This is a genomic window from Paenibacillus albidus, from assembly GCF_014644435.1.
Taxonomy (GTDB): domain Bacteria; phylum Bacillota; class Bacilli; order Paenibacillales; family Paenibacillaceae; genus Paenibacillus_AQ; species Paenibacillus_AQ albidus.
This window is the reverse complement of sequence record NZ_BMKR01000046.1, coordinates 38,222-56,235: the sequence shown is the minus strand read 5'-3', so window position 1 is coordinate 56,235 and position 18,014 is coordinate 38,222. Positions and strand designations below refer to the sequence as shown.

At 47.0% G+C, this 18,014-nt stretch carries 15 protein-coding genes and 1 rRNA gene; 10 read left to right on the top strand and 6 right to left on the bottom strand.

Annotation, left to right across the window (positions count from 1 at the left end; all coding sequences use genetic code 11):
* Window positions 1-205: 205 nt before the first annotated feature.
* Window positions 206-322: ribosomal RNA gene (gene rrf / locus IEY53_RS30845) — 5S ribosomal RNA — on the top strand.
* 804 nt (window positions 323-1,126) lie between these two features.
* On the opposite strand, the gene IEY53_RS30840 is transcribed toward rrf, so the two are convergent.
* A complete protein-coding gene (locus tag IEY53_RS30840) occupies window positions 1,127-1,477 on the bottom strand; it encodes a VOC family protein (protein WP_189031673.1) in 351 nt (116 codons plus the stop codon).
* Between the two features lie 703 nt (window positions 1,478-2,180).
* Window positions 2,181-2,564, bottom strand: coding sequence for a RidA family protein (locus tag IEY53_RS30835; protein ID WP_189031671.1), 384 nt, complete (start codon window positions 2,562-2,564; stop codon window positions 2,181-2,183).
* A gap of 277 nt (window positions 2,565-2,841) precedes the next feature.
* Here IEY53_RS30835 and IEY53_RS30830 point away from each other — a divergent pair, with 277 nt between their 5' ends.
* On the top strand, window positions 2,842-3,441 hold the full coding sequence (locus IEY53_RS30830; protein WP_229696440.1) for a TetR/AcrR family transcriptional regulator: 600 nt from the start codon (window positions 2,842-2,844) through the stop codon (window positions 3,439-3,441).
* A 290-nt stretch (window positions 3,442-3,731) separates the two neighbouring features.
* Here the strand turns inward: IEY53_RS30830 and IEY53_RS30825 are convergent, their stop codons facing one another.
* Both IEY53_RS30825 and IEY53_RS30820 read right to left on the bottom strand, forming a co-directional pair.
* Window positions 3,732-4,673, bottom strand: a complete 942-nt coding sequence (locus tag IEY53_RS30825) for an alpha/beta hydrolase family protein (RefSeq protein WP_189031667.1) — start codon at window positions 4,671-4,673, stop codon at window positions 3,732-3,734.
* 99 nt (window positions 4,674-4,772) lie between these two features.
* Window positions 4,773-5,693 (bottom strand): alpha/beta hydrolase family protein, encoded by a 921-nt coding sequence (locus IEY53_RS30820; RefSeq protein ID WP_189031665.1) that lies wholly within the window; start codon window positions 5,691-5,693, stop codon window positions 4,773-4,775.
* 342 nt (window positions 5,694-6,035) lie between these two features.
* Between IEY53_RS30820 and IEY53_RS30815 the strand changes: the two genes are divergently transcribed.
* The 5 genes from IEY53_RS30815 (at window position 6,036) to IEY53_RS30795 (ending at window position 11,797) form a co-directional block, all read left to right on the top strand.
* The gene (locus IEY53_RS30815; RefSeq protein WP_189031663.1) at window positions 6,036-6,461 is read left to right on the top strand and encodes a MarR family winged helix-turn-helix transcriptional regulator; all 426 of its coding nucleotides are present in this window, start codon (window positions 6,036-6,038) and stop codon (window positions 6,459-6,461) included.
* A gap of 130 nt (window positions 6,462-6,591) precedes the next feature.
* Entirely contained in the window at window positions 6,592-6,825 is a 234-nt protein-coding gene (locus IEY53_RS30810; protein ID WP_373293963.1) for a DUF896 domain-containing protein, read from the top strand.
* A gap of 300 nt (window positions 6,826-7,125) precedes the next feature.
* Entirely contained in the window at window positions 7,126-8,229 is a 1,104-nt protein-coding gene (locus IEY53_RS30805; RefSeq protein ID WP_189031659.1) for a Gfo/Idh/MocA family protein, read from the top strand.
* Window positions 8,230-8,532: 303 nt separating this feature from the next.
* The gene (locus tag IEY53_RS30800; RefSeq protein ID WP_189031657.1) at window positions 8,533-9,234 is read left to right on the top strand and encodes an ABC transporter ATP-binding protein; all 702 of its coding nucleotides are present in this window, start codon (window positions 8,533-8,535) and stop codon (window positions 9,232-9,234) included.
* Between the two features lie 13 nt (window positions 9,235-9,247).
* The gene (locus IEY53_RS30795) at window positions 9,248-11,797 is read left to right on the top strand and encodes an ABC transporter permease (RefSeq protein ID WP_189031655.1); all 2,550 of its coding nucleotides are present in this window, start codon (window positions 9,248-9,250) and stop codon (window positions 11,795-11,797) included.
* Window positions 11,798-11,968: 171 nt separating this feature from the next.
* On the opposite strand, the gene IEY53_RS30790 is transcribed toward IEY53_RS30795, so the two are convergent.
* Window positions 11,969-12,520 carry a TetR/AcrR family transcriptional regulator gene (locus IEY53_RS30790; protein ID WP_189031653.1) on the bottom strand — a complete coding sequence of 184 codons (552 nt, stop codon included), beginning with the start codon at window positions 12,518-12,520 and terminating at the stop codon, window positions 11,969-11,971.
* 281 nt (window positions 12,521-12,801) lie between these two features.
* Here IEY53_RS30790 and IEY53_RS30785 point away from each other — a divergent pair, with 281 nt between their 5' ends.
* The gene (locus IEY53_RS30785) at window positions 12,802-13,971 is read left to right on the top strand and encodes an MFS transporter (protein WP_189031651.1); all 1,170 of its coding nucleotides are present in this window, start codon (window positions 12,802-12,804) and stop codon (window positions 13,969-13,971) included.
* A gap of 67 nt (window positions 13,972-14,038) precedes the next feature.
* Window positions 14,039-15,088 carry an NAD(P)-dependent alcohol dehydrogenase gene (locus tag IEY53_RS30780; protein ID WP_189031649.1) on the top strand — a complete coding sequence of 350 codons (1,050 nt, stop codon included), beginning with the start codon at window positions 14,039-14,041 and terminating at the stop codon, window positions 15,086-15,088.
* 259 nt (window positions 15,089-15,347) lie between these two features.
* Here IEY53_RS30780 and IEY53_RS30775 read toward each other — a convergent pair whose 3' ends face one another.
* Window positions 15,348-16,844, bottom strand: a complete 1,497-nt coding sequence (locus tag IEY53_RS30775) for a glycoside hydrolase family 43 protein (RefSeq protein WP_189031647.1) — start codon at window positions 16,842-16,844, stop codon at window positions 15,348-15,350.
* Window positions 16,845-17,018: 174 nt separating this feature from the next.
* Between IEY53_RS30775 and IEY53_RS30770 the strand changes: the two genes are divergently transcribed.
* Entirely contained in the window at window positions 17,019-17,951 is a 933-nt protein-coding gene (locus tag IEY53_RS30770) for an ArsR/SmtB family transcription factor (RefSeq protein ID WP_189031644.1), read from the top strand.
* Window positions 17,952-18,014: the final 63 nt, after the last annotated feature.

The window sequence follows — 18,014 nt, the reverse complement described above, 5'->3', positions numbered from 1 at the left end:
GTGGAAGTGCAGCAATGCATGGAGCTGACCAATACTAATCGGTCGAGGGCTTATCCAAAAATATAGAACGCAAATTCGATTCGGATTCAGTTTTCAGGAATCAAGATCTAAACTTTGCAATCCAAGTGATTGCAGGGAGAAGATATTGTTTTCAGCATTTGGCGATGCTGAGACCTGAATTATGCATTTGCACCGCAAATGCCCGTTTGGTGGCGATAGCGGAGGGGTTCCACACGTACCCATCCCGAACACGACCGTTAAGCCCTCCAGCGCCGATGGTACTTGGACCGAAGGGTCCTGGGAGAGTAGGACGTCGCCAAGCACATGAAACCACTGTTGATTATATAACAGTGGTTTTTGTTTTTGTTTAGGAAATGATGCAATGCCCAAAAGTGTGGATATCTTGGAAGCTTCAGATGATATAGCGGTGCTGGGGGATTGGGCTCCACCCGCGGAGTGAAGCGGACAGAGAAGACCCTATTTTGCGAAAAAGTCTGCTTTCCTGGGGGATTCGGACTCAGGAGCCGTTATATCGTTCGATTGAGCCTAGAATGAAGGGAGATAGGACAATTAGAGGAATCTCTGTCCGATTATCCTGCTGAATAGCCGAATCCTCCCCAATAGCGGAATCTCTGTCCGTTTGTCCTGCTAAATAGACGAATCCTCCCCAATAGATTTCCTGTCCACATCAGCCGTGGATAGATCGTGAAGGGACCTCATCATGTCCGCAGAGAGCCCCATACCGAATCGCACGATCAACAATGCATGTCCTAACCACGCTATATGGGCGAGAGTTGTGCACGTTGTACAACAATGTGAGCTCTAGGCAAGCCAAATGACGATAATCTTGCCTATTGTACAACAATCCAGGCCTCGTAAGCTCCGAGTTGTTATTCATACACCAGGGTCTTTTTGTTCATTCAGATTCTCGATTACAGAAGATGATGACTATTCCGGAGGTTATATTGTTGATCAAAGCGGCAGTCCTGGACGAGAAAATAAGTCTTAGACTGCCGCTACTTTATTGAATGCTATCGTTACCCGTTAAAAAACTAAATTATATTGAAGGAGTGCAATACCTTTGTAAAATGTTTCACCACGTTGTTTGTAACAAAGTTAGCGACTCTCAATTGAACGATTCCGCGATTTCATGCACGTTACCAAACGGATCAACGAAAGCAGCATATCGCCCTTGAGTGGGTTCATCATGCAAAAATTGAATACCCTTTTCCTTCATTTCCTTATAAGTTTGATCAACAGATACGACCTCAAACACCAAAACTGTTCTAGCCTCGTTTGAATAATCTCCAATTTCTTTGGTCTTTTCACACTTAAAGGCTATAAGCTGGCAGCCGTCAAGGGCAAACACAAGCTTATTTTCTTGCTCTAACAGTGTTTGCAGACCCAACATTTCAGAATAAAACCATCTCGCCTTTGTCATGTCATTGACGAAAATCATTATATGTCCTAGTTTCATAAGGCTATGCTGCCCCTTCACTTTTTTGAGGATACCATTTTTAATGGTTCATGCAGAATCTTTGCTAATGATTATTTGAAATATTTGCAAATGGATTCGCAGACTCTGACCGTTAGCTTACTGCCGCATCGATGCTTTTACCTCTGTAGAAAGAATACGCAAGCGATCATTGTGAAACAGAGTATATTTGCTGACACCCGTTTGAAATTGATTCATCCCCCCCTTGACTATAGTGTAGCTCGAAACTTTATTATAACGATGTAAAGGTTAGTTTAACAGATGATAATTAACACTGGCCAAAGTAAAAAGAGCTTTAATTCAGTTAGAAGAGGGGCTATGGGTCGAAACTTACCATTGGAAAAAAGAAATGGTCAATGACGACAAATGTATAAATTATCTACAGTTGTCGAGAGACAAGAACATGTTCCGAATTACCGATTACATAATTGTCTATTAAATTTAAGTTTTTTTGCACTTGCTGCCACATAAAAATACACTCTCGCAAACATAAAGGGCGTGAGTGTATTTTTATGATTAAGCAGATCATTGTCTGATCCAACTATATCTGTTTCTTCAGATAGTTCTTTAATTCTATCAGTGTGCGACGATAGACGTCGAAACAGTCAGAATTTTTGCGATGCCCTTCCGCTTTGGGCCAATAGGGTCGCGCCTTTTAGAAGCCCGACCGATCGCGGGGACCGAGTTAGTCCGTGTGTGCGACGGCGCTAATTTCGATCAGTTGCTCAGGCGACGCCAGGTAGTTCACGCCGATGCAGCTGCCGGCCGGCCGGTGTTGTCCCATGTATTCCATGAACAGCCGGATACATGGCTCGAAATGCTCTTGCGCGTGGGTCAGATAGACCTCCACATAAGCGAGGTTCGACTTCGTGACACCAAAGCCTGCTAGCACGCGATCGAGATTCTCCAGCGTCTGTCGGGTCTGTGCCTCGATATCGCCTTCGCCAACGAACGCACCCTCCGTATCGTGGGAAAATTGTCCCGAAATGTAGATGGTGCCGTTGACGCTGTAGCCCTGGGTGATGCCATGATCCCAAAGATCGTGATTGTAAGTTTTGACATTAGTCATTTTTTTCTCTCCTTTTCTTTAAGGTAAGGTTAGTATAAAAGGAGTGCAAATAAAAATATAGTACGCACTTTATTGATAGGTACTATCAGAAAAGATAGTGTGAACATAAGTATGACTGAATCTGCAGCAATCGATGATTGAGTCGTATGGGCACTAATAGTATAGTATAATTATTTGGATATACAGCAGCAGATGTATTCTGGAAATATACATGGAGAATTAGCTTTACGGAAGGAGTTACTTGATGAACAACAAAACGGAAGGTTCGAGTGATGGCTTGAAGCCTCGTGAACATAATAATCGACACGTGCGTGCCGACGCGCAGCGCAACATCAATTCACTGCTTCAGGCTGCAATGTCGGTATTCGCGACCTCGGGAGTGGATGCTCCTGTACGGGAGATTGCGGAGAAGGCTGGTGTTGGCGTCGGTACAGTATACCGTCATTTTCCGCAGCGTTCGAATCTGATTGAGGCCGTCTTCCGTCAGGAGGTCGATGCCTGCGCAGATGCTGCGGAGGATCTGGCTTCCCAATATGAGCCCGGTGAGGCACTTGCGCGGTGGATGCAGCGGTACGTGGACTTTATAGCTGCTAAGCGCGGGCTCGCGGCGGCGCTGCACTCAGGCAACCCGGCCTACGAGACCTTGCCTGCTTATTTCGATAAGCGGCTAAATCCCGTGCTGAGAAACCTGCTGGAAACCGCAGCTGCTGCCGGCGAGATGCGTGCCGATGTCGATCCAGATGTTTTGCTGCGGGCGGTCGCCAGCCTCTGTTCGACCGTACAAAACGGAGATTCCTCGCAGGCACGGCAAATGGTTTCTCTGCTTATAGATGGGCTTCGTTACCGTGCGAGCCTGTCAGGGCATACCCACCCCTAACGTTTTTCATTTCAATTCAATTCAATTTAGCCTACAGTAAAAGTTAACTCTTGCAAATCGAGCTGGCAGGTCAAAGCTGCTGTACTAATTCAGCGGCTCTGTACAGAATAATATATAGTACAAAAAATGGAAGCAGGAACGCGTCAAGTTCCTGTTGCCACTGCCATGATCATATACAGTTGAATGATAAAGAGGAACCGGAAAAATTGGTTCCTCTATTTTTGTTTCGTTGAGACTCCCATGCACTTTCTTCAATAATTGACTGGCAGTTTCACCAGGTAGTGCAATTCTTACTTGGATTCGATACGGCCTGGTGGAGTGTCGCTTTCTTCTAGAGCGGCGCAGACTTCCGGCCAACCGGTATCCTCGAGGCCCAGCACATGACGAAAATAAGCCAGCGTAAGCTTCTGGACCAGTACGACCCGTTCGGGGCTCTCATCCGTTGTCTCGGCGACGTCATATCCGGAAATCCCTCCGAGTCCGTGCTCTGCTCCGAAAATGGTGAGCAGTGATTTGGGGCCGGGGGAGAGGACGAATGGATCGGTATGCCAGTCTGCACCCATAACCGTCAGGTGGCGAGAACGGTCCATATCACCGGCAACAACAAGTGCAGGTGTCTTCATCTCGGAGAAATCTGTGGTCATGAAGAAGGGATAGTTCTTAGCCGTGAATTCGCTGAGAGCATCGCCGCCTCTGCCTGGTGCAGCGAGCAGCAGACCCGCCTTGATCCGGGGCTCAGTCAGATTCACCTCTGTTCCGTCATGAGGATCAGTGAGTCTAGCGCCCAGCAGCAAACTTGCGGTATACCCACCCATCGAGTGTCCCGCCACGACGACCCTGGTTCGATCAAGGCGTCCGAGCAGCTGAGGAACAGTGTTCTCAATCACGTCGAGTTGGTCAAGGATCTGTGTCATGTCCCAAGCCCGCGATCGCCAGTACAGCGGCGCTTCGGGATCATTAGAATTAAGGCTTAGTGTCTTAGAGTCCAGATGGGTAGGCTGAATGACTACAAATCCGTGCGCCGCCCAGAAATTGGCGAGCGGGGCATATCCGTTCAGTGAGGAGAGGTGATTTGAAGAGCCATGCCCATGCGAAAAGAGGATTATCGGAAGTTCGCTTCCTGTTGCAGGCGCGGTAACTCGCATCTGCAGATCTACGGCGCGGCCGGGAACTGAAAGCACCACCGGACTGAACGAAAGGAATGGAGCAGGTGTACCAATCTTATTTTCCATAATTAACGAGAGCTCCTTTATTACAACAATTAGGTCTAATCCGGTGCCGATTACCGAATAAATAATAATGGACCGTGCATATCATGCACCTGCGGGAACTTACTTGGATTCAATGCGGCCCAGCGGATTGTCGCTTTCTTCGAAAGCGGCACAGGCTTCCGGCCAACTGGTATCGTCAAAACCAAGTGCACTCCGAAGATAAGCCAGCGTGAGTTGCTGAATCAGGGCGACCCGTTCGGGGCTCTCATCCGTTGTCTCGGTGACGCTGTAACCGGGAATGCCGCCGAGTGAATGTTCTGCCCCGAAGAAAGTTAGCAGGCTCTTGCTACCTGGACTCAGGAAGTATGGATCTGTGAACCAGTCCGGTCCCCGGGTGGATAATAAGGAGTGATCATGATCACCCGCGATCACGAGAGCTGGTGTAATCATGTCTGCGAAGCTTGGATTCATGAAAGGAAAGTGCTCGGCTGCGAATGGAGTCAGATCTGAACCACCCGTGCCGGTTGTGGAAAGCAGTAAGCCTGCTTTGATCCTTGAATCGGACATATCTTCTCCCGGTTCGCCATTGGCATCAAGAACTCGTGCGCCCAGCAGCATGCTCGCTGTCTGGCCGCCCCAGGAATGTCCGGCTGCGGCAATACGGCTCCGGTCAAGTCGCTCGCTGAGACCAGGAACAGAAGCTTCGATAAGATCAAGCTGGTCAAGAATATGCTTCAGGTCATTAACTCGATGCCGCCATATCATTGGTGTACGCGGATCATCAGGAGGAATGTTCAGCGTTCTTGAGTCGAGATGGGTAGGTTGAATGACGACAAAGCCGTGAGCAGACCAGAAGTCGGCTAGTGGGCCGTACCCGTCCAGAGACCAGCCAAAGCCGTGCGAGAAAATGATAACAGGCAATTCGCTTCCGGTTGCGGGAGCAGATACCCGTATCTGTAGATCTTCGCCACGTTCTGGAGCAGATAACACGATGGGCTTTACTGAGATGATAGGACTGGTGATACTAATCTTTGTTTTCATGATAAAAATCCCTTCTTTGTTGGTTTAGTGACAGAAAGACGAGTTTGTCCGGCACAATGAGCTCAGTTTGGTTCCAATAGTGTCCAGCTTCGGCTAAATGGTTACAGCTAAAGACAAGTGGAACTATGTTCCGATTATATACGGAACATTGTTCCACTTGCAATAAATATTTTGACCTTAACGGAAGGAGAAGCTTTGGAACGTCGAAAATAGCTTATGAAATGGATCCTCGTTGTACCGGATATATCCTTTGATGACCTTTAGCTAAATTGACATCTGTATTTCACCGTGATATATTTAGTCTGCTAAATATAATTGGATGATAAGGGAGGGGGATAATTCATGACAGATGCAGTGGATTGTGATATTCGACAGTCGTTAGATAGGATATCCTCCCAAATGCGTCGAAACTATAGTGAATCTCTCAGGGAACTTAACCTTTATGTAGGGCAAGATAATTTGCTGTATCGTCTGTGGTTGGGTGATGGGGTAACACAAATGCAACTATGTGAACACTTAAAATGCGAACCGCCTACGGTAACGAATATGGTTAAATCACTGGAGCAGAACGGCTTTATATATCGTAAACGTGATGAAAAAGATGCAAGGATAATGCGCATTTTTCTAACGGACAAAGGCAAAGAATTAGAGACACCGGTTGAGATCAAATGGAGACAGCAGCAGGAAAAATTACTTAAATCCATTTCTAAGAAAGATCGGCTGATATTAAAACAATTAATGCAACAAATGGAGAGTAATATATTATAGCTCTCTATTTCTCCGAAATATATTTAGCTTGCTAAATATATCCGAGAGATATTAGTTATTCTCAGCTCAGATTTGCCAAGTACAATCAAGCTTGTTTCCACAATTTAAAACAGAGGAGTGTACGAACATGATGATCCCATTTCTGGACAGAATTAATGAATTAAGCAGAAAACAAAATAATAGTGGTCTGTCCGACCAGGAGAAATTAGAACAGATGGAACTTCGGCAAAATTATTTGAAAATGATCCGGGGACAACTTCTAACAACTATGCTCGCGGTCTCTGTGGTTGATCGTGAGGGTAATGATGTCACCCCATCCAAGTTAGTTGATGAAAAGAAAGTTCATTCAAGTATAAAGATATAGTTAGCAAGCTAAATAAAATACATGAGTAGTATGAACCCCGATCTTTCTTTTCCCAGTCTGGAGGAAGCTGCATCCATGAGTACACACCCGAGAAAGAACGAGTTAGGGAATACAATCGTGGTCGATTTGTTATCGGAAGCATTGAGAATGTAGATGTAACATTAAGAGCCAAAGCTAAAGAGTCAGGGGTTGACGAAATGATGATAGCTGATTTTTATCCTGAACAGACATCAAGAGTTAAAGCTTATGAATAGATATGCGTAGGATTTGACCAAAATTCAAAATAAGGAGCTGTTTTTTATGAGTAAAAAAATACGTACAGGTATTATTGGCGGTTCGATTAATAACGGATGGGCAAAAGGCACACACATTCCAGCTATTGAACATCTGAATGAATATGAGCTTACAGCAGTCGGCACGAGCAATATGGATAGCGCAAAGAAGAGCGCCGAGGCTTTCGGGGCAACTCACGGCTTTGATCAAATGGAGGATTTGGCCCAACATCCCGATGTGGACATGGTAGTCGTCAGTATTAACGTCAAGGAACATTATAATGCCGTTAAAGCCATTGCTCCTGCTGGAAAACCAATATATTGCGAATGGCCACTGGGATCAAATACTGCTGAAGCGCTCGAAATGCAGGAATGGGCAGCTTCCGGCCAGTTGCCAAATGCAATTGGGTTGCAGGCCAGACAGGCCCCGGCAATTCAGTATGTGAAAGATTTATTGGCTGAAGGTTATGTTGGAAAAGTATTGTCTGCTAATCTAAAGATATTTATTGACGGGATGGGTGGCGTGGGTGAAAAGTCTACTGCGTACTTATTTGATCGTAAGATTGGAGGGAACTTGCTCACCATTGTAGGAGGGCATAATCTGGATGCATTTACCTACATGCTTGGGGGCTTTACAGAACTTTCTGCCGTCACAGTACAACAGTTTCCTGAAGTCGAATTGGTGGATATCCACAAAGTCATTAAGAAGACGACGGATGATCAAATACTGATTACAGGAAAATTGACTAACGGTTCAGCAGCCAGCGTTCATATTCAAGGTGGAGTCAAACATCAGACAGGACTTACGCTTGAGATCTTTGGAGACAAGGGTACGATCGTGCTGAGTGCGCCTGCTTCGATTCAATTCGGATCACATCAATTGCGGGGAGCAGGACCTGCGGACCAAGAGTTACATGAATTATCAATTCCCGCTTCCTATTACTGGGTACCGGATTCCCTTAAAAATGACTCAGGATTCGTTCTGAATATCGCTCAGGCTTACCATAAGTTTGCCCGAGACATCCAGGAAGGAACATCCTTAGCACCAAGTTTCGCGGATGCAGTCAAACTTCATCAGTTACTTGATGTTGTGGAGAAAGCAGCACAAACTGGAGAACGGCAGTATATATGAACAGGACCAACTAAGATGTACAAAACACCCTACTAAATGGGTAGAGCTGTGGAGCTGTGCGCGGCTTTTGTATGTACAAGAGAAGGGTATCCCATAAGCCGGGAATGGCTGCTTAGGATACCCTTCTTTTTGTGCGTGATGGAACCAGAGGAACAGCGCTGAATCTTCACTCTGCTCAAGCCCCGGCGGGCTTGGACCTTATATTTATGATAAACTGGAATGTAAGAGTGCAGCTGAATAGTGCGCCGTATGGATTGGAAGCAGCATGTGGGCTTGGCTTAGATAGAAACAGGGGGATGAGGAATGAGTTTTGTTGCTGTAAAAGGTGAGTATAAGCGCTATAAAATGGGTGAGAGTGTGATTGTCGCCAATGACGGGATTGATTTTGAGATTCATAAAGGTGAGTTTGCGGTTATTGTCGGACCCAGCGGTGCAGGTAAATCGACCGTGCTTAATATTCTGGGCGGGATGGATTCGGCCGACGAAGGCCAGGTTATTGTAGATGGTACCGATATTGCCAAATTCAGTGCCAAGGAGCTGACCGGATACCGGCGCAATGACGTGGGCTTCGTGTTTCAGTTCTACAATCTGGTACCAAATCTAACTACACTGGAGAATGTCGAGCTGGCTTCGCAGATTTCCCCGCGTGCGCTGGATGCGCGCAAGGTGCTGGAGGATGTGGGGCTGGGGGAGCGGCTGAATAATTTCCCGGCCCAGCTGTCCGGCGGGGAGCAGCAGCGCGTCGCCATTGCCCGGGCGCTGGCCAAGCAGCCGAAGCTGCTGCTCTGCGACGAGCCGACGGGAGCGCTTGACTACAATACCGGCAAGCAGGTGCTGAAGCTGCTGCAGGATACCTGCCGTAACACCGGGACAACGGTTATCGTCATCACACATAATCTGGCCATTGCGCCGATGGCAGACCGGGTGATTGAGATTAACAACGCTAAGGTTCGGAAGATGGTCATCAATCCTTCACCGGTATCTGTTGACGATATCGAATGGTAAGGAGAAGACAGTTATGAACAAACGGGCTTTATGGAAGGATATTTTCCGGGAGATCGGGCATACCAAAGCCCGCTTTATTTCGATTTTTGCGATCATTATGCTGGGCGTCTGCTTTTTTTCCGGAATCAAGGCGGCCGGGCCGGATATGCTGGATACCGCCGGGAGCTTTTACCGGGAAACGAGGCTGATGGACCTGAAGGTGCAGAGCACCTATGGCTTGACAGAAGATGATATTGCGCTTCTGAAGGATGTGCCGGAGGTCGATGAGGTGCAGCCGGGCTACAACGCGGACGTGTTCGCCGGCGATAACGGTGTGATTCTTAAGGTCTATTCCTACAATAACGATAAGCCGCTTAACCAGTACCGCCTGATGGACGGGCATCTGCCGGAAAGCTCCGGGGAAATTGTGCTGGATGACGTGCTGGCCGGCGAGTATGCGCTGGGCGACAAAGTTGTATTTACCGGGAACGGAACGGATGCCGATCTGGCGGAGAGCTTCGGGAAGCTGGAGTATACGGTAGTGGGCTTTGTGCGGAGTCCCCAGTTTATTGAGAAAAGCAACCGCGGCACCAGCACGATCGGCAAAGGAACGGCCGATGCGTTCGCCGCTATTCCGGCATCGGACTTTAAGCTGCCGGTATATACGGAAGCATACCTGTCTTTCAAGGATACTGCCGGGGTGAAAGCCTACAGTGCGGAGTATGAGTCCCTTATGGCGCAGCATACCAAAGCGGTGGAGCAAGCGATGTCGGGCGTACCGGAAGCACGGCTTGCCGAGCTGCGGTCAGAAGGGGAGGCGGAACTAGCTACAGGGCGTGCGGAACTGGCTGCCACCGAGCAGCAGATCGCGAAAGCGGCGCGGCAGCTGGCAGCGCTGGAGCTGCCCAAAATCTATGTCACAGACCGTAACACAAATCCGGGTTATGCCGAATATAAAGACAACGCGGACCGTTTGTCGGCGATTGCGAGCGTGTTTCCGGTATTCTTTTTCCTGATTGCAGCACTGGTCAGCCTGACGACAATGACGCGGATGGTGGAGGAGCACCGGCTGCAGATCGGCACACTGAAAGCGCTCGGGTACGGCAACAGCGACATTATGGCCAAGTTCCTGGTCTATGGCACGCTTGCCAGCCTGGCGGGATCGGCGGTCGGCCTCGCCGTAGGCTTCAGCCTACTGCCTGCCATTATTTTTAATGCGTATAGCTCACTCTATAATCTGCCGGATCTCATCAAGAGCTTCTATCCTTCGTATTCGATCATCTCCGTTATTGTGGCGCTGGTCTGCACCACGCTGACGGCATGGTTTGCTGCCCGGGTAGAGCTGCGCGGCAACGCCTCTGTATTGATGCGTCCGAAGGCGCCGAAGAGCGGACAGCGGATTATTCTGGAGAGGATAACGTTTGCGTGGAAACGGCTGAGCTTCGTCCAGAAGGTTACCGCGCGCAATCTGTTCCGCTACAAGCAGCGGATGTTCATGACGGTGTTCGGCGTAGCTGGCTGTACGGCGCTGATTCTGACCGGATTCGGCCTCAAGGATTCAATCGCCAGCATCGCCCCGCAGCAGTTCGGCGTCATTATGAAATACGATGCGCTTGTAGCGCTGCATACCGATGCGTCTGCCGCTGCGCAGGAATCCTACAAGCAGCTGATCAGCGGCGAGTCCGCCATAACCGGAACGCTGGATGCGGCACAGGAAACGATGACCGCTCGTGCCCAAGGTGTAAATGACCAGGATGTGAATCTGTTCATCCCGGAATCCATTGATACCTTATCTGACTTTGTGGAGCTACGTGACCGGGTCAGCGGTGAAGCACAGAAGCTTACGGACGAGGGGGCTGTAATCTCCGAGAAGCTGGCCAAGCTGTACGGGCTTGAACCGGGAGATACCCTGACCCTGGTAGATAACAAGAACGAGTCATTTGACATTAATGTCACGGGAATCACGGAAAACTATGTAATGCACTACGCATATATGACACCGGTGTATTATTCTTCCGTATTCGGCAAAGAAGCTGTGTTCAACACATCTCTGCTGAACTATAACGCACAGGATAGCGCATGGGAAGACCGGTTCGGCGAAAAGCTGACGGGAAATGAGCGTGTTGCCGCAACCAGCTTCTCCAGCAGTGTAGGCACGGCCTTCGACGAGACTATGAAGAGTATGGATGTTGTTACATTGGTGCTCATTGTGTCTGCGGCGGCACTGGCTTTTGTCGTACTCTATAATCTGACCAATATCAATGTGTCCGAGCGCATCCGCGAGCTGTCAACCATCAAAGTGCTGGGCTTCTATGACAACGAAGTGACGATGTATATTTACCGGGAAAATATCCTGCTGACTCTGCTCGGCATTGCGGCCGGTTCGGGTCTCGGCATCGTGCTGCACAGCTTCGTCCTCCAGACGGCCGAGCTGGATGCGACGATGTTCGCTCCGATCATCAAGTGGCCGAGCTATATTTATGCCGCTCTCTTAACCATGGTATTCTCGGGCATCGTCATGGCTTTCATGCACATGAAGCTCAAACGGATTCATATGATTGAGGCGTTGAAGTCCGTGGAATAGAAGCTGTAAGATCAAGACCCTTCCGGGAATCCGGAAGGGTCTTTCTGATGAGTGTATCCAAAGGTAACGGATTTATCTATTGAGCCGTCATAATGACTGCACCGGAACCCCTTAAGCGGATAAAGAAAAAACGCTTCGAGATGTAGTAACTGCGTCTTAGTGTTAATGGGGTTATAGACTTCTCTCTAGCAAGGCCCCCACTTGTTTGGCCATTTCCTGCGGCGGATAGGGCATACCATTCAGAATCCACCACTCGATTACGCCTACATAAGCGGTCCCAGCATACTGTAGAATTACATCATCCTTTAAATTACTATTTTTGCCGCTCTCCTTATCAATCTCACTTTTAAATCCTGTTATACAATGAGCAAGTAGCCGGGTTCTAAAGTAGGATGGACCAGCCCCTTTACTGGTCAACATGGTGGAAAAAAATAAATGGTTTTGCTTGAAATATTCAAAATAAGGAATAAAAGCGTCCATCCAGTCTTCATCACATGCCCATTTATCCATCTCTTCCAGTTCATTGATTTGTGACTCAATAAGTTTGTCTAATAAATCATATTTGTCCTGATAATGCAGATAAATGGTACCACGGTTTAGATTAGCCCGGTCTGCGATGTCCTGGATGGTGATATTATCGAAATCTTTTTCGCCCATCAGCTCAATAACTGCATTCTTCAAAGCTTCCTGTGTTTTCTGAATTCTCCGGTCCATCTTTGCCATTTCTATCCCCCCTAAACATCTAACATAATCAACAATTTCAAATGATCTGTTGATATATCAACAGATCGATAATTTTTAACCATTGAATGTGCACTTCTCACCTCTATAATAATAGATGAATGTTGATTAAACAAATCATGTTGTTTATTCAGTTGGATTCATATAGAGATGGGGGAGATAACTTGAATGACAAAAAGAAAAGTGACCATGGCAAATAAGGAGGCTTCGCTCGATTACTGAGAAGCTTAAGAAGGAAAAGGCATAAGTTGGGAGTTGTTTTCTTGGCCAAGCATAATCCATTATTGCTTGTCATATTAACCACAGGAGTTTTCGGAATCATAAATACCGAGATGGGAGTAATCGGGATCTTACCCGCCCTTGCGGACCACTATAAAGTCAGTGTATCTCAAGCAGGCCTGCTTGTAAGTGGCTTTGCATTGGCTGTTGCAGTATCCGGCCCGACAATGCCCTTGTTGTTTTCAGGAATGAACCGGAAAAAGGTCATGCTTCTTGTGCTTGGCGTTTTTCTTATCGGGAACATCGTGTCCATATTTACAACTAACTTTACAATTGCATTAATCGCTCGTGTAATCCCGGCCTTATTTCATCCGATTTACTGTTCAATGGCTTTTTCGGTGGCTGCAGCCTCGGTTAGCAAGAAGGACGCTCCAAGAGCTGTTTCAAAGGTTTTTATTGGAGTATCTGCAGCGATGGTCGTCGGGGTACCCATCGTGAGCTTTATAGCTTCTGCCGTTTCTGTTGAAATGGCGATGGCCTTCTTTGCCCTTGTTAATGGTGTGGTGCTTATGGCTACATTATTATTCATACCCAAGATGCCTGTTACAGAAAGGCTATCCTATGGATCTCAAATAAGTGTATTGAAGAAATCAGTCACCTGGCTATCCATTGCAGCGGTCATTTTACTGAACTCAGCAGTATTTGGTATATATAGTTACTTAGCTGAATATCTGAGTGCGGTTACGAAAATGTCTGCAAATTCCATTAGTTTAATATTAATTCTATTCGGTGGGTCCAATATGGTTGGGAACGTAATAGCAGGGAAATTGCTAACCAAAAATGCGAAGAAATCAATCATAACTTTCCCTTTCACATTAGGGACTCTTTACATCGTATTTTTCCTATTTGGTCAGTTTAGCATACCTATGACTATTATTACTGTGATTTGGGGGGTGTTAGCAGGAATAGGAGGTAACTTCAATCAATACTTGATGATGTCTGCAACTCCTGAGGCTCCAGATTTTGCGAATGGCTTATTTTTAACATCTGCAAATTTAGGAACAACCTTTGGTGCTGCCGTAGGTGGAGTATTTATATTAGAATGGGGAACACGATACGTCGTATGGGTGGGAATCCTGTCATTGCTACTTAGTGTGTTAGCTATTTCACTGAGAAATTATGTGGTTGCTATCTCTAAACAACTTTCCAGATAAGGACCAGCAACCAGCTTTAATCCATTAGGTAATATTTATATAAATTATAATTGCAGGAGGTACTACAATGATTACTGTTAATGCACGGGCCACTTTTAGTCCAGAAGGGCCATTCAAACTGACCACCATAGAGCGGAGGGAGCTTCTACCGCATGATGTCCTTATTGAGATTAAATACGCCGGGATTTGCCACTCTGACATTCATACTGCCCGCGGCGAATGGGGGCCGCTTAACTATCCTCTTGTTCCAGGGCACGAGATCGCCGGCATTGTCACTCAGGTTGGTTCGGAGGTTACAAAGTTTGTCGTTGGTGACCGTGTAGGGGTAGGCTGCATGGTCGACTCCTGCGGAGAGTGTGCTAATTGCCATAAGGGAGAGGAGCAGTATTGTCTCAATGGAATGACGGGTACTTACGGAGCTATAGACAGATATGGCCAATATACGCAAGGCGGTTATTCCACCCACATCGTCGTAACCGAAGAGTTTGTGGTTCGAATTCCAGATGGCATTGAACTGGATGCTGCAGCCCCGCTACTCTGTGCCGGCATCACGACGTACTCACCGCTGCGCCATTGGGGAGCCGGTCCAGGGAAGAAGATAGCTGTTGTTGGACTTGGCGGGCTTGGACACATGGCTGTAAAGATCGCTCATGCCATGGGAGCAGAGGTTACGGTTTTATCACAATCAATGAAGAAGAAAGAAGATGGTTTGCAGCTTGGCGCGGACCATTATTATGCCACAAGTAATCCGGAGACATTTAAGCAATCGGCGGGCTCGTTCGACCTTATTGTGAATACCGTGAGCGCAAAGGTTGATATTAATGCCTACCTGTCATTATTGACACTGGACGGTACACTAGTCAATGTCGGTGCTCCAGCTGAACCGTTGCCGGTAAACGCAATGTCACTTATTGGTCACCGCCGGTCGTTTGCTGGATCGATGATTGGCGGAATTCGTGAAACGCAGGAGATGCTTGATTTCTGTGCTGAACACCGTATTTCCCCTGAAATTGAGGTCATTCATGCGAATCGGATTGATGAAGCTTGGGAGCGGGTATTAGCTTCAGATGTCCGGTATCGCTTTGTGATCGACATCAGCACGATGGAGAATGAATAAAGCTAATCATAGCCTAACTATTAAGAGGCACACCTACATTGGTGTGCTTCTTTACTTGAGAGAAATCATGTGGGACAAGCCGCGGAGTTTATTCATTGGATAGCCATGAGTTTCGTTAAGACATACAAACCCATCACAAAAAACCCCCTCCCGTCAACAGTGTCCAATCTATTTTAGGATGAACTTCTTTTCTCACTGTTAACATGAGGGGGGGGATTTTATTATAATACATTTTATCTAGAGTAAACGATCAGAAGCATTAAGAATACACACAGCTAAAACGTGTAAACTCCGCATTGGAGTCGGGATTTTCTCCAGTGACATACAAACCGATAAGTACACCTGTAAACCCTCCTGCTACTTCTGAGGAAAGATATCTCGACTGTGCAGCTCCAAGTAAAGTCTCGGCACCATCTATCTGAACATAGAAGTGGTAATGAGTTGGGGTTGACTTGATAACCAATGTAGCATGGTTGCAATCGCCGACATCTATTGTTTTTTCAACTGATTTAACATCTCCGATACTAAGTCGTTCGATGACCTCGTATCCATGTTGTTGTTCGCGCAGTGCCAAATCATAGTGGTGGTTTTCGTCCATATAGAGAGTAATACCGGCTTCGCCGCGGGTAAGGCTGATTTCGCATGAAATAACCGCGTTGAAGTCTTTTTGACGAATACCTATAAATGTCGGGGATGCCGGGACATCCAGCGTCACTTCACTTCCGTTAAGCTTTGCTTTATCGGATTCTAACAGATAATGTTCTGTAACCGGATGACGCAGATAACACCAGTCCAGATTCCAATCCGTGTTTTCGAACGTAAAAACCCTTTTCTCCTGTTGAATGATTGTGCCCGCGATACGATCGGTCTCAAAACTCATAAGAGTGGTGCCTTTATGACCTGCCGTAAACCAGCCGTCCTCGCCAAAAGTAACCGGAGTCAGAAAAACCTCGCGCCCTAAGTGGTGATACGTAAGATATTGACCGGTTTGACGGAATCCCAGATGAAAGATCCACCAGTTCCCTTCGTGGTCTTGAATCAGGTCGCCATGGCCGACACCCTGCAAATCATAACCGCCCAGGTTACGATTGGTCAGTACGGGATTGTCCGAATAGGCTTCGAACGGGCCGGAAGGTGAATCTCCCCGTGCATAAATGACCATATGGCCATATTCGGTTCCGCCTTCTGCAGCCATCAGGTAATACCGGCCATTAATTTTATACAAGTGAGGGCTTTCCAGATAGCGTCCGCCCGTTCCTTGCCAGATCGAACGGCTTGGCGTCAGCTTACGTCCGGTTTCAATTTCAATTTCGCACTGGACGATACCGCCTACACCGTAATCGTCAGTCCCGTTGCTCATGAAGAGGGTCTTTCCGTCTTCAAAATATAAGTCCGGATCGATCCCTCCTTGATCGACATTAATCGGTTCAGACCATTCGCCGTAGATATCGTCAGTCCAGACATAGAAGTTCTGGTGTGTCGTGTCATTTGTGGTCGTCATGTAGAACCGGCCATTGCTGTAACGCAGGGTGGGAGCAAATACACCTCCAGAGCTGTTCACGGTGTCTAGCTGAATCTGGCTTTTCCGGGTTAGGCAATGGCCGATTTGTGTCCAATTAATCAGGTCTTTACTTTCAAAAATCGGAACGCCGGGGAAATACTGAAAGGAACTACAAACCAGATAATAGGTGTCTTCAACTTTGCATACGCTGGGGTCAGGATAAAATCCTTTGATGACCGGATTATTGTATCTCATTTCTCCACCTCTTTAATGAATTTATATATACAAGAATTCAATATTTTTAATTGCTAAGAAAATTAAACACTATTGATCAAAATCATGCAACGGAATAGGGTTGAAGATTCGTGTTAAATTTATTAAATTAATATATATATGATTTCAATAAGCATAGGTCAGGAGATTATAATAATGATCAAAGCGAATGGGGAACCTAAATTCATGGCGTTATATGAAGCGCTGGCAAGTGAAGTCAGATGGAGGATTATGGGCCTCATTGCCGATACCGAAATGAATGTGAAGGAGATTGCGGCTAAATTAGAGCTTAGCCCCTCCATCGTCACCCTGCACATCCGAAAACTGGAAGAAGCCGGCTTAGTCGGAAGCCGCAGGGTACGCCAAAACGGAGGTACGCATAAAATGTGTTATTTGAAACAAAAAAGCGTTGAAATCGAGCTGCCAGTTGCCAGCCCGACCGCGAGGATCAGAGAGCAGACAATTTCGGTCGGACATTATACCTCTTTTGAAGTTCATCCTACCTGCGGGCTTGGCACGCGCGAAATGGAAATCGGAGTTTGGGATGACCCGCGCTATTTTCTGGATCCTGAGCGGGTGAACGCCGCCATTTTGTGGTTTGGGAGGGGGTACGTCGAGTACAAAACGCCTAACTATCTGCTTCCTGATCAAACTCCCGAGTCCATCGAAATTTCGATGGAAATCGCCTCAGAAGCGCCCGGCTTGAGCGACCATTGGCCATCGGATATACGATTCACTTTTAACGGTGTTTCGCTTGGGTCCTGGACAAGCCCGGCTGACTTCGGAAGGGCTGCGCGGGGCAGATACACACCGGAATGGTGGCATCGAAATGTAAATCAATACGGCTTATTGAAGACGATCCGCATTGACACCTCAGGAACATTTATAGGTGAAGAGTGGATGTCGGACGTGACTGTCGCGGATATCAAGCTACGGGAACAATTCTGGACGCTTCGTTATGCGGTTGACGAGAATTCCGTTAACGTTGGTGGATTGACACTCTATGGGGCTGGGTTCGGCAATCATGACCAGGATATTATCATTCGTGTGTACCTTAGTCAATCAAACCAAAGTCATATTAATTTCTAAGTTTGTTGACGAAGCTAAAGAACTACTGTATTTTCATATAGTGTTACACATCATATGTGGACA